General features: G+C 37.4%; 12 protein-coding genes and 2 pseudogenes. 6 read left to right on the forward strand and 8 right to left on the reverse strand.

What is annotated here, in order from left to right; genetic code table 11:
- The first annotated feature begins 184 nt into the window (after positions 1–184).
- The 4 genes and pseudogenes from AC559H_RS11325 to AC559H_RS11340 all read left to right on the forward strand — a co-directional run bounded on the left by AC559H_RS11325 (position 185) and on the right by AC559H_RS11340 (position 2,976).
- Entirely contained in the window at positions 185–490 is a 306-nt protein-coding gene (locus AC559H_RS11325; RefSeq protein WP_051319817.1) for an MGDG synthase family glycosyltransferase, read from the forward strand.
- The gene (locus tag AC559H_RS11330) at positions 487–1,314 is read left to right on the forward strand and encodes an MGDG synthase family glycosyltransferase (RefSeq protein WP_051319816.1); all 828 of its coding nucleotides are present in this window, start codon (positions 487–489) and stop codon (positions 1,312–1,314) included. The genes AC559H_RS11325 and AC559H_RS11330 overlap by 4 nt, the downstream gene beginning before the upstream one ends.
- A 153-nt stretch (positions 1,315–1,467) precedes the next feature.
- Positions 1,468–2,121: pseudogene (locus AC559H_RS11335) on the forward strand (family 1 glycosylhydrolase); the annotation flags it as partial.
- A gap of 306 nt (positions 2,122–2,427) precedes the next feature.
- Positions 2,428–2,976 (forward strand): family 1 glycosylhydrolase, encoded by a 549-nt coding sequence (locus tag AC559H_RS11340; protein WP_413466064.1) that lies wholly within the window; start codon positions 2,428–2,430, stop codon positions 2,974–2,976.
- Positions 2,977–3,133: 157 nt separating this feature from the next.
- Here the strand turns inward: AC559H_RS11340 and AC559H_RS11345 are convergent, their stop codons facing one another.
- Both AC559H_RS11345 and AC559H_RS11350 read right to left on the reverse strand, forming a co-directional pair.
- A complete protein-coding gene (locus AC559H_RS11345; RefSeq protein WP_026795791.1) occupies positions 3,134–4,438 on the reverse strand; it encodes a hypothetical protein in 1,305 nt (434 codons plus the stop codon).
- 6 nt (positions 4,439–4,444) lie between these two features.
- Positions 4,445–8,005: a protein kinase domain-containing protein gene (locus AC559H_RS11350; protein WP_051319815.1), complete on the reverse strand. Its 3,561-nt coding sequence runs from the start codon at positions 8,003–8,005 to the stop codon at positions 4,445–4,447.
- 142 nt (positions 8,006–8,147) lie between these two features.
- Here AC559H_RS11350 and AC559H_RS11355 point away from each other — a divergent pair, with 142 nt between their 5' ends.
- Both AC559H_RS11355 and AC559H_RS11360 read left to right on the forward strand, forming a co-directional pair.
- Positions 8,148–8,519, forward strand: coding sequence for a cupin domain-containing protein (locus AC559H_RS11355; RefSeq protein WP_026795790.1), 372 nt, complete (start codon positions 8,148–8,150; stop codon positions 8,517–8,519).
- Positions 8,520–8,527: 8 nt separating this feature from the next.
- Positions 8,528–8,626 (forward strand): annotated as a pseudogene (locus AC559H_RS11360) (cobaltochelatase subunit CobN); the annotation flags it as partial.
- An 80-nt stretch (positions 8,627–8,706) separates the two neighbouring features.
- On the opposite strand, the gene proC reads toward AC559H_RS11360, so the two are convergent.
- The 6 genes from proC to AC559H_RS11390 all read right to left on the reverse strand — a co-directional run bounded on the left by proC (position 8,707) and on the right by AC559H_RS11390 (position 12,875).
- A complete protein-coding gene (proC, locus tag AC559H_RS11365) occupies positions 8,707–9,513 on the reverse strand; it encodes a pyrroline-5-carboxylate reductase (RefSeq protein ID WP_036833826.1) in 807 nt (268 codons plus the stop codon).
- A gap of 118 nt (positions 9,514–9,631) precedes the next feature.
- Complete coding sequence (locus tag AC559H_RS11370; RefSeq protein ID WP_026795788.1) at positions 9,632–10,240, reverse strand: cell division protein SepF; 609 nt, start codon at positions 10,238–10,240, stop codon at positions 9,632–9,634.
- Between the two features lie 134 nt (positions 10,241–10,374).
- Complete coding sequence (locus tag AC559H_RS11375) at positions 10,375–10,536, reverse strand: ribbon-helix-helix protein, CopG family (RefSeq protein ID WP_141292963.1); 162 nt, start codon at positions 10,534–10,536, stop codon at positions 10,375–10,377.
- Between the two features lie 360 nt (positions 10,537–10,896).
- Positions 10,897–11,568, reverse strand: a complete 672-nt coding sequence (locus AC559H_RS11380; protein WP_026788720.1) for a YggS family pyridoxal phosphate-dependent enzyme — start codon at positions 11,566–11,568, stop codon at positions 10,897–10,899.
- A 30-nt stretch (positions 11,569–11,598) separates the two neighbouring features.
- Positions 11,599–11,868 carry a transcriptional coactivator PipX gene (gene pipX / locus AC559H_RS11385; RefSeq protein WP_026788719.1) on the reverse strand — a complete coding sequence of 90 codons (270 nt, stop codon included), beginning with the start codon at positions 11,866–11,868 and terminating at the stop codon, positions 11,599–11,601.
- A gap of 101 nt (positions 11,869–11,969) precedes the next feature.
- Complete coding sequence (locus AC559H_RS11390; protein ID WP_026795787.1) at positions 11,970–12,875, reverse strand: energy-coupling factor transporter transmembrane component T family protein; 906 nt, start codon at positions 12,873–12,875, stop codon at positions 11,970–11,972.
- Positions 12,876–12,888 lie beyond the last annotated feature (13 nt).

A 12,888-nucleotide genomic window follows, 5' to 3' on the forward strand; every position in this document is an offset into this window, starting at 1 on the left:
ACCCTATCCATAGGGAAAATTTTTTAAACAGTTATCAGTCATCAGTTAACAGTTATCAGTTATCAGTGTAAGAGTCAGTTTAATCATTATTAGAACACTCGAACAATCAATTAATATTACCCATTACCCATTACCCATTACCTTCAATAATACTCTACTCAAAAACCACAACTCTTAATTCATTATGACCCATATCTTGATTTTATCTTCTTCTTTGGGGGCTGGACATAATAGTGCCGCACAAGCATTAAATCAGGCTTTTTCCCAGTTTCCAGATGTTACCGTTACGGTAGAAGATGCCTTAGAGTATGCCAGTTCTATTTATCGAAATGCCGTTACCAGTATTTATAAACAATTGAGCGAAAAAGCTCCTCAAATTTATCGCGCCTATTATGAAGGAACAGATTTAGAAGATTTAGAACGGTCTTTAGAATTAAATATTGTTACGGCTAAAATAGAGCGGGTTTTTTTAGAAAACTGCGGCATTTGATTGAAGAAATTAATCCCGATGCTATTGTTTGTGTACAGCAAATTCCTAGTCGTTTATTGCAACTATTAGAAGAAGAAGAACGGATTTCAAAACCCCATTATGTGGTAATTACAGATGTAATTGCTCACAGTAGTTGGATTAATAAAGAAGTCGATGGTTATTATTTACCCAATGATTTAACTACGGATTTTCTGATTAAACGAGGAGTTGACCCGGCTATTCTTCATGTCACAGGAATCCCGATTAAACTTGAAGTATTAGAAACTAAATCTCAAGTTGAAATTCGAGAACGTTATCAACTCAAAACCGACAAACCTGTAGTTACAATATTTGGCGGGGGATTACATTATAAGCGGGTACGTTTGATGGTTTCTCAATTGATGAATACCTCAGAAGTTGGCACTATAATTGTAGCCGCAGGACGGAATGAACAACTTTTAGATTCCTTAACAGAATTAAACTCCACCCCAGAAACGGAACTCCTAAAATTAGGATTAGTTGATTATGTTGATGATTTAATCGTCGCCAGTGATTTAGTAATTACGAAAGCGGGGGGATTAATTGTTAGTGAAGTTTTAGCACGAGGTAAACCGATGATTATTGTAGACCCATTTCCGGGTCAAGAAGAATGGAATGCTGATTTAATCGTAGCGGCGGGGGCGGGAGTGCAGTTAAGATTACCCGAAATGGTTGCCCACTGTGTAAAGTTTCTGTTAAACCACTCAGAAAGACTATCCCAAATGCAAGCATCCGCTTTAGAATTAGGAGAACCCCGGGCGGCACTTAATATTGCTGAGAATATTTTATCACAAATTCAACAGTAATTTCAAAGGAGAATAGGCAATAGTTTTTAGAAACATAGTGGAATAATAATTTGCTCTTATTCTTTGTGTCTTTGTGTCTTTGTGGTTAGATTAAACTTGATTATTGTCAAGGTTTCAGTGCCAATTAATATATTACCAAAAGGAGATTAAATTTTGACTAATAACAGTAACTTTTTATGGGGTGTTGCCACATCGGGTTATCAAAGTGAAGGCGGTTATAATGGTGTAGGACAACCTCAAAATAATTGGTCAGAAAGTGAACAAAAATGCAAAGTAATGAGGACTGGAAACGCTTCCGAATTTTGGACGCGCTACCCGGAAGATTTTTCTAATTGTCAAAAATTAGGGTTAAATTCCTTTCGGTTAGGGTTAGAATGGAGTCGGATTCAACCGATAACAACCGCCGAAATTTCTCCCGCCCCAAATTATGATTTTAATGTCTTAGATGACTATGCCGAACGCATTGCCACCTGTCGTCAATATGGCTTAGAACCTATTATTACCTTACATCATTTTACCCATCCCGCTTGGTTAGGAATAGATGCTTGGTTATCCGCAGAAACCATTGATTGTTTTATTGATTATGTAACCGTAAGTGTTACCCATATTAATCGACGTTTAACCGATTATCATCAACAGCCGCCAATTCATTGGTATATTACTATTAATGAACCGAATATTTTAGTTTTAAATACCTATTTAAGTGGTCAATTTCCCGCCGGAAATTTTACCGGAATTAAGGCGGTTTGGCGAGCTTATAATCATTTATTAGCTGCTCATATTCGAGCTTATAACTCTATTCATGATATTTATGAAAAATATGGCTGGAACAAACCTATGGTGACTTTAAACACCTATTGTAGTGATTTATATTGGTCAGAAAAAGTAATTTGGGATTTGTTGGGCGCACAGGAAAAAGAAATAAAACCCAAGGAAATCAGAGATTATGCTTATGCTCAAGCTAAACATTTAGAAACCTCTTTGCGTCGAGCTTCTTTACCCTTTCAAAAAGATATTCCCTATCAATTGGGACGGTTAACTCGTTGGACGGGAAATTGGGTTGGTCATCGAACTTTTGATCTTAAACATTTAGACTATTATTGGCAAGAATTAATGTTATCTCCTCGCCCAAAAGTTTATGATTATCTAGCAATTGATTATTATGATCCTTTTATTGCCCATACCTTCCGTTTACCGTCTTTTTCTGATTTTGAATTTAAAACTAAAGGGTTAAGAAATTGGTTGATGACCGGAATTACGAGTAAATGGTGGGACTGGCGAGCGCTCCCAGAAGGATTATCTTTTTTCTGTAAATATTATGCTCAGGAATATAACCTTCCGATTTTAATTGCTGAAAATGGCATGGCGTTACGTCGAAAACCGGATAATAGTATCGCCACTCATCGCTCTGACCAACTGCATCGCAGCCAATTTTTAGAAGCTCATGTTCGTCAAATTCAACAGTTATTAAAGGAAAATATTCCGATTTTGGGTTATATGCACTGGTCATTAACGGATAATTATGAATGGGGGTCTTATACGCCCAGGTTTGGGTTATTTAGTATTAATTTTAATCGGGGTACAGAAAGGGAAATTGAGGATCATTTAGGCGATCGCCCTTCGGAAACTTATGCTAAATTGATTAGAGAGATGCAATCCTAAAATTAGGGTGATTCCCTCGTTTCTAATACTCTGAACTTATGCTAATATCAGGCTCCGCTTCCATATTAGGAATGAAAAATAAATAACTTGCACAATTAAACCCTAGAAACCTTGATCTACTGTAAACTATTGCTCAATTAGTCACCTTATTTATTTTTCATTCCTTATGTTTCAGTCGAGGAATCTGTTGGCTACTATAACTTAAAGGGTAGTCAACTGTTCCTGTTTTTGGCTTTTGCCACCAAGAAGGCGGTTTACTATAAGAAATTGACATGGTTTTACCATCAGGAGAAACCTTATAAATCCATTGACGATCTTCACAAATTGAAGTTTCTAGTCCAGGAACTTTCTCCGGCCATTTGCCTTGTTTTGCAGCAATTTCCTTTACTTGTATAATCTTGAGTGTTAGTTCCCAATTAATTAATCTTCTGAATAATTTTGGCCATTGATTTGTTAATAATGATTCCTCACCTTTCATCAAATTCCATGATGCTAGAGGTTGTTCATATTGTTTTTTAAATTTCTCAGAATCAAAATCACAAAAATTTTTATTAGGGATAGATTGAAAAAATAAATGTCTTTTTCTAAAAAGATCAATCGCTGAAAACGTTCCGTAAGGTTTATGGAATAAATAAATAAATTGAGCAAAAATATTTTGGGAATTTTGGGATTGGTTATCATCTTTATTGATAAGTTTAAAGTAAATTGACAAATTAGATAAACTATTATATGCAGCCCATACTTCCATCTCATTACTGATCGAAAAAGAGTTATAGTAATCCTGATTCAATAACTGATTAATGCGATCTTGCCATTCAGGAGGTACATAATCGAGCTTACGAAATAAACCAATCAAATAAGAATCTATAATTATAGAAACAAGTTGAGCAATTAATGTGGGTTGTTTTCTAATGGATTCTCGGATTCTCCAACTGAGTTCTAAATTATCTAAAACTTCTTGAATTTGACCTGAACGGATTTTATCTAAACTATCTAAAGCTAAAAATTGTTGTAAATTAGCAAAGAACAAAAAGCTAGGTAAAGGAGTTGCCCGAGTCTGATTCAAATAGATTTCAGTACCCCACTGAGGAGGATCACTCGTTAAAATTTGATGGCGAATTGCCGTTACTTTAGGCTCAAAATCAGTTAAAATATGATGTATTTTTTGAGGAGTAATATCAATAGTTTTTAACTGATTTTCTAGTTGATGTTCTAAATATAACTTTATTGCTTCCCTATCATTTAACCTGTTAAAAAAATTAATAGATCTTAATTTTTCGAGTTTTAAAGCTGATTGATTGGTTTTTACTATTTCAATTTTTTTTTCAAAGAAATTATCCCAATATTGATCGATAGGTTGCTTTTGCTGTTGAGCATAAATATTTCCCCCAATGACCCAAAGTAAGGCAATAGAGATTAACGTTATATTTAAAATAATTAATAATCTGGTTGTGTTTTTCATGTTGAATTAACGATTTAATTGAGCAAAATGTTCTAAGAGTAAGCGATGAATAAAAATATAGCTCCCTCCAATTTTTTGTAAAAATATCCAGCCGACGGCGGCATCTAAAAATTTAGCATAATTCCAAGGAATAGATCGATTTAAACAGAGAATACACCGCAGAATAAAATGTTTAATAGCTGCGCCACCTCCTCCTATTAATCCGACTAAGATTCCTAATGTAATTCCGTTTAAAATTGGCAAGTAAAAACCTGAAATTTTAGCAACAATTTCTAAAAATATTATAGAAACAACGCTTAAAATAACTGCATTTTTAAGCGATTGAAAAATTCCTTGATTCGGGATAGTCCTATTTTCAATAGTTGTACCCATTAATCCTCCTAAAATTCCTCCGATGATTCCTCCAATGATTTCAAAAATTAAGCTAAAAACTATAATATTAATTAACATAAAAACAAAAAGAACAATAGGCTGTTCTGCCAGTTTAAAAGAAAAAGTTGGTATTGATTCATCAATACTATTATAGGTCATTGTAAAAGCAAAATTTAAAAGCGTAATAAAGGTATAAGTTATGCCAATGAAAGCTCCAATCCCTAATCCCCAAAATAAGCTTTTAGTCAAACTTTTTTTAGCCTGATTCCATGACCATTTTAACGTCTCTGTAGGAACAATTTTATCATTAATCAACTGTAAATTAATCAGTCCAATTAATCCGCCAGACAAACCGCCAATCAGTCCAAAATCCATAGAATTTTGTGAAATGATCATCCACAATATAAATTGAGTGAATCCATTAATTAAGATTAATAGAATAGCTCCGATTGAATTTGACAATCTTTTCCTCAGTAAAATAAAAATTGTTCCCAATATATAACCATTCAATAATCCCAAAAATAAACCATCAAAAATAATTATAATAGAATCATTGGAAATCTGAATCGTGTCTCGAAATAAAGTTACAACACTGGATAAAATAACTTGAAATAAAACACATAAAATTAGATTAAATATTAAATACACTAAGCTAGTATAGATATCTTTTTGCCAACTTTTATCTAACCAAGTTAACTGTAAAGATTCGATTGAAAAGACGGTTTGGGAGTGTTTTACCATATTTTTAGCCAACCAACTTAAGTAATGAATAACTTTTTCCTGAGAATAGCGTTTGTTTACACGGCGACGTAAGAACATCCGTTTAATATAAGTATCAAATAAATGGGTTCTTCTGCCTTCAATGGTACTAAATTCTAAAAAATCTGAAGGTAAAATTCCTGAATAAGCTAGGGTGATGATACTCAACATTAAGGGAGATTTGGTTAATTCTTGTAAAATAAGATCGGTTTTTAATGCCTCTTTTACTGTGGTAAGTTCTGAACCTGCACGATTAAAATAGTCTTGAATTTGATCGACAGTTAAGGGTTGTAAACAAATAGCCGTTTGTAATTTGAGGCGAGTTTTGAGTGCTTGATAATCGCCAATACGACTACAAACAACAATTTCATGATCCCCATTTTTTTGCAAAAATTGGTTTAAGGCGATCGCACAGTTTTCTCGATTTTCTAAACTAACTTCATCTAATCCATCTAATAATAACAATAATTGATTCGACTCAATTAGCCGTTTTGCCAAGGTTTTAGACACTTGATATTGAGTATTCAATTCGGAAATTAACCAATCAGTGATCGCTTGTTTTCCACCTTTCCAAGAAGATAAATTAAACACCACAGGAATTAACTGATTAATATCTTGTTCAGCGTGTTCAATTAAATCTTTCGCCAATTCTAATAAAGTTGTGGTTTTTCCTGATCCCGGTTCTCCTAAAATTAAAAGTGATCGTCCTTCTCCCAATTCTAAAAACTTTTGACTCACTTTTGTTCCTTGGGATAAACGCTGTTGATGATCATCAGGAGTTCCCCATAAAATATCCCAAGGTCTTTCAACCAAATCTAAACGAAATTCTAAACCTAATTCTATAATTGCTCGACCATATAAGGATGTTTCTAAAACTCCTTTTACCCAAAAATTCTTAACTTTATTAAGTAAAATATGTCGATCTCGATTATTTTGAGATGTCGATTTAAGGAAAGATTGATTTACAGGTTTAACTGGGATTTTTACTGGAGTTTGAATTGAAAATGAAGTCGGTAATATTAAATAACTTGGCATAGGTTCAGAAATATTTTTTAATTCTAATTCTCCTAAATAACGAATAGGAACGTTTAAATTATGTTTGACCACATCATAAACAACTTGAGAAATACAAATTCCCCCAGGTTGAGCTTTTCCTTCTAAACGTGCAGCAATATTAACTCCATTTCCCATGACATCTTGATCTTGAATGAAAACATCCCCTAAATGGATGCCAATTCGATGTAATAAAACCTCATTTTCTGGTAAGTTTTGTGCGGTTTTTGCTAAATATTCTTGAATTTCAATTGCACAGTTAACCGCTTGAATTGCACTAGAAAAATACATTAATAATCCATCCCCTGTAGATTTAATTACAAATCCATTAAACTCCTGACATAATGTTCTCATTCGGTGCAAATCACGACGGATTAAAGTTAGAGTCACCACTTCATCTTTAGACATTCTGGCACTAAATTCAACGGCATCCGTAAAAACAATAGTTGCTAGAGTTTGACGATTATTTAACTCAGAGGGGAAATATTCTAATTCTTCTCTGATTTTGTTGGGTAGAAACGAAGATTTAACCGAAGGAGTGGGATCTATTAATCCAGATAAGTCTTGTAAAACTTCTGTTACAGTTTGATAGCGATCGCGAAAATCATAACGCACCATTTTATCTAAAATATCATATAAAAGCGGAAGTTGAGTTTGAGTATTATTTTTTAACAGCAGGGATCTCCACTGAATTTCATGAGTTTGGGGATTTTCAGGAAGTTGATGGGGTAATACTCCTGTTAATGCTTGAATTGCTAACATCCCTACCGCGTAAATATCACTACAGAATCGAGGTTTACCCTGGGTTTGTTCTGGTGGCATATAACCCGAAGTTCCAATAGCAATACTAGAGGGGATTACTGCTTCAGAATTAGCAGTTTCAAGCATAATTTTTTTGACCGCACCAAAATCAATTAAAACCAGCTTTTGATCTTGATTGCGACGCATTAAATTAGAGGGTTTAATATCTCGGTGAATCACGTTATGATCATGGACAAAATCGAGAATTTTCAACAGATCTTGGAGGAGATTAATAACTTTGATTTCATCGCCATAGGATTCAGAGATCAATTCCTGACGTAAATCCCAACCATCAATAAATTCTTGCACTAAATAAAACTCATTATTTTCTTCAAAGTGGGCTAATAAACGAGGAATTTGAGAATGTTCTCCTAACAGATAAAGGGTTTGAGCTTCTGTTTCAAATAAACGACGAGCAGTATTTAAAATGCCAGGTTTGGAAGACTGAGGTTTGAGTTGCTTAACAACACATTGGGGATGTCCTGGTAAATCTAAATCTTTCGCTAGGTAGGTTTCGCCAAATCCCCCACTCGCAATGGAACAGATGATTTTATAACGGTTGCGAAGAACTGTGTTAAGCATACAAACCCTGTCAAAACTTAAGAACTCGTTTTTCTAGTCTTGATTGTGGCAAATTTGTATTGATCTGTCACCTCAAATTATGATACAATCGGTCAAAATTTGTATAAATTATGAAATCTTAAACTTTCGTCATACAATCACTATGCCAGATTTTATTGAACAGCCGAGTCGGATTACGGCGGCGGGAAATAAACCCAAATTAATTGATGAATATATTGGACGAGTTAATAGTCAAACGGACACGGCAAGTGTTGCCTATATGCGTTCTCCGGGGGGATGGATGGAACCAGGACAACGACCTGAATTTGATGAATTTACAGTCGTTTTAAAAGGATTATTGCGAGTCGAATATGAAGGCGGTCAAATGGATATTCAAGCCGGACAAGCAGTGATTACTAATAAAGGGGAATGGGTGCGTTATAGTACGCCGACCGAAGATGGTGCGGAATATATGGCAGTTTGTCTTCCTGCTTTTTCTCCCAATATTGTACATCGGGATCAGGATCGGGATTAACTTTATTTTTGAATTATCATGCCCCGGATTGAGAACCCACACCGGATTATTTGGCGTTTTATTATTGGTTGCGATCGCAATTTCAAGCCGATGCTATTATTCATTTAGTATTCATTTAGGAAAACAGGGGAGTTTGGAATAGTTGCCCGGTTCACGCCTCATTCAGCCCTAAAGGGCTTACTACATTCTAACTTCCTAACTCTTTTGACCGTTGAGTTGCAGCTTTTACGGCTTCAATTAATGCCGAACGAAATCCGGCTTTTTCCAGTTGACAAACCCCAGCAATTGTTGTTCCCCCCGGACTGGTAACACGGTCTTTTAATTCGGCCGGATGTAACTTTGATTCCGATAGGAGTTGGGCCGTTCCTAATACCGTTGATAATGCTAATTGGGAAGCAATAGCTCTAGGCAGTCCAGAGGCGACGCCACCATCGGCTAAGGCTTCAATTAAAATCGCCACATAAGCCGGGCCAGAACCCGATAATCCGGTGACGGCATCCATTAGGGCCTCCGCCACCTCTACCACGTCCCCAACGGCCTGAAAAATGCCTTTGGTGAGATCTAAATGGGAGGGTTGCACCAATTTTCCAGAGGCGATCGCACTGATCCCCGCCCCCACAGTCGCCGGAGTATTGGGCATAATTCTAATTACGGGATGGTGGGGAAAAGCTGTTTCTAATTTATTTAAGGTAACTCCCGCTAAAATAGACAAAATTACAGTATTTTTTGATAGGGTTTCAACCCCAGCTAATTCCGTGGCGATCGCCCCAAAAATTTGGGGTTTAATTGCTAATAAAAGGGCCGCTGTCGCCTGGGTTGTTTCTTTATTATTATCTGCGATCGCCACACCATAATGTTGGGCTAAGTAATTACGACGATCTAATTGTGGGTCACTAATAATAATTTCAGCAGGTTGATAAATCTTAGCAGAAATTAGGCGGGATATAATAGCTTCTGCCATCACCCCGCCACCAATTACACCTAATTTAAACATAAATATTTAATGAGGGAATTATGAATTACGAATTACGAATAGGTTATGGGTAAAAAAAATAATGGAAAGTTTTTTTAGTTGCAGAGACGTTTAAATTAACGCCTCTACATCGGTTAATTTACTGAATAGCCTGGGTTCTTTCGGGCTGCCAGGGGGGGGCTACTGGGTTGCTTGTGCGGGGGGTGCGGGCTTGGGGGATGCCTTCGTGGACAACGCCAGCACCTGGGGTTCTGACCTGAACGCAACTAGGAGTAAACAGGAAAATGCTTTCTCCGATCCGTTCTTGGTGGCCATCGAGGGCAAAAGTTCCACCCGCGACGAAATCAACGGCTCTTTGGGCCTGATCAGGATCCATTAAAGTTAAATTAAGAACTACAGATTTGCGTTCTTTCAGGGCGCGAATAGCCGTAGGCATTTCTTCAAAGGTGCGGGGTTCCATCACCACTACTTCAGAAATTCCATTCAGAGCGCCGGGCATTCCGATAACATTACTCATTGTTGATCCGATTCCAACTTCAGACATTACACCAGTATTTATAGATCCAACAGACCGTTGTGAACGACGAGACACCCGGGGGTCTTCTGCCGCCACAGCCGGGGCAGGTTGTTCTTGCGGGGGGGGATAGTTACCCTGGTAACGATTCCCCTCCGCTTCATCGTATTCGTAATCGTAGTCTACAGAGTCATTGAACCCTACAAAATCTTTTAGTCTATTAAAAATGTTCACGGTCTATTCTCCATCACTGACGATTTTAGAATTTCAACTCAACTTCCAGTTTAGAGGGGTTGAGGGTCTAGGTTATATTGAATTTGTGTAAGACTCGCCTATTTTACAACAACCTCGCACAAAGCCCACGCACTTCAGTCGTGGGATGTAGTGCGACCCCCTTTAGGGGGTGTGAGGGTTTTAATGTAATCCCTAAGAACTTCAGCCATTGATAATCCTTCTGATTCAGCATGACTTTTGAGACGTTCATATTCTTTCTCGTTAACATTAAACTGAATTTTCTTTTCCCTTGACATACTCTATTTAAGACTCTATTATCAGAGTATAGCAAGGATGTTCCTCGCTTATCTGGTCAGATGTTCTGACCTCCTTAAAAACAAGTTGTCAATGGCGAGAAAAAGGCAACCACTGTGATTATCCCTGTTGACTACAGAAAGCTCCGAAAAATCTTGGCAGAGCCAAAGACTGTAATAGTCGTAGCCGTCAATTGGGACGAGGTACTTGGCATTCCTCAGAGTCTCGTACTCTCCTCTAATATTGCTGTGAAGCAATTCTGGAAACAGTAGGGGGCAACTCCATGAATACCGAGCAATCGGGGCTAGACAGGAGAATCCCACGCGGTTCACCCGTGGGAGTGTCAATCTGAATTGTTGTATTTAACTCCTCCTTTGACCAAAAATTATCCGTCCTAGTCGAATCATGGTAGCACCTTTTTGAACTGCTAGAGAATAATCTTCCGACATTCCCATTGATAATTCCTGCATCCTAATATTAGTCCAATTCTGTTGTCGAATGGTTTCTGCTAATTCCCGGGTGCGTTCAAAAACATCCAGGGTTTCGGACTCGGTTAACCCCAAGGGGGGAATAGTCATTAAGCCTTGAATTTTGAGGTGCTGACAGTCGTTTAAGTGGGGTAATTCTGCCAAAAGTTCGGGGATAGTCCAACCAAACTTATTAGGATCGGGGATAATTTTAACTTGAAGACAAACTTGGGGCTGACATCCTAATTCCCCGGCTAGATGATCTAAACGTAAAGCCAACTTTAGACTATCTACCGATTGAATCCATTGAAACAGTTGTAATGCTTTTGTGGCTTTATTGGTTTGCAAATTACCGATTAAATGCCAAGTAATATCGCTAAGATCTTGTAACTGAGGATATTTTTCCGACGCTTCTTGAACTCGATTTTCTGCAAAATCTCGAATTCCAGCTTGATAAGCGACCCGCATGGCTTCAACGGAAACTGTTTTTGTTACCGCAATTAACCGCACCGACTCAGGAATAGAGCCTCGAATTTTAGCAATCTGTTCGGTGATCCAATCAGTCATGTTAAGTAATTTGGCCGTTGGTGGTTTTAGCTAAAGAAACGTATTACGATGGACTTCTTGGAGTTTTTTATATTCCTCGCCCTGTCCGGTGCGGCGGAGCATTCTGAGACGAATTTCCAGCAAAAGTTTGGCATCAGAACGACTAATGGGTTCAAATTTTAATCCTGGTGGCCCCTGAGTCACTAAAAAAAATAGGCGCTGGGCGTAAAGGGTTGTGAATAATTCTTGATGATCCTCAACTGAGCATATTTTGAACAATAACCCAAAGTTGGGATGATTCATGTAAGTTTCTGTGGTCATTCAATTTCACAACTAACAAATAATGGCTTGATTTAGGATACAGAACTATTTTAGGTTGATTGGGTAAACTTTGTCCGGGTGTAGGCAAGGGATCAACCCTTTCAAATTGCTCCTCCCCAAATTAACCGGATACTCCAGAATACCACTAGACCAATCATGGCGACTCCATCCCAAGCTTTAAAGCGAAGTTGATGCCATTCTACCCGATGTTGATCTGGACTGGTGAACCCTCGAACCTGCATGGCGCTGGAAATTTGTTCGGCGCGTAATAATAAATTTTGTAAAAGCCGTTCCGCCAAGGTTAACCAGACCTGGGTAGTTCCTCGTAGTCCTAGTTTTTTCCAATTAATGGCACGGGTTCTGACAGAACGAATTAAATTTTGAATTTCCTCTAAAACTAAGGGAAAAAATCGTAGGGATAAAGTCAGGGTTAAGGCTATTTCTGTAACGGGTAATTTTAAACGTCTTAAAGGTTCCATGAGGCTTTCTAAAGCCATGGCAATTTCTTCAGAAGCGGTGGTTAATAAATATAGATTTGTACTATAAACCAGGGTAAATAATAGGGTACTTGTCCTGATCGCTAAATCGACGGAATAGCGAGTAATTTCTATTGGCCCTTGGGAAAATAATACATATCTATAGGAAGTGGGTTGAGGTAAGGTTTCTGTTGATCCTGATTGATTAAAGGTTAATTCCTGTTCAGGAAGTCGAGGTTGATGGTTGATCGCCAAACCATCGGGCATAATACAACTTAACAGAAAGAGTAACCCACAAAACATTAGTAACCAGCCCATTTGTCGCTTCCAAACCCGCAGAGGAATTCGCGCCAATAGGGTAATTAAAATTAATAACCCAACTAAGACTAATCGCCACTCCGGGTTAGCTAATAAAGGAGCTACTAAAAAGCTCATTAACCAAATAAACTTAACCCGGGCATCAAGACGATGTAACCCAGTAATCGGTTGTTCTAAATATAGTCCAATGGGAAGCGATCGGAGTAAGTCCATATAGGAAAGCAAG

The sequence above is a fragment of the Planktothrix prolifica NIVA-CYA 540 genome (genome assembly GCF_963864145.1).
GTDB classification, from domain to species: domain Bacteria; phylum Cyanobacteriota; class Cyanobacteriia; order Cyanobacteriales; family Microcoleaceae; genus Planktothrix; species Planktothrix agardhii.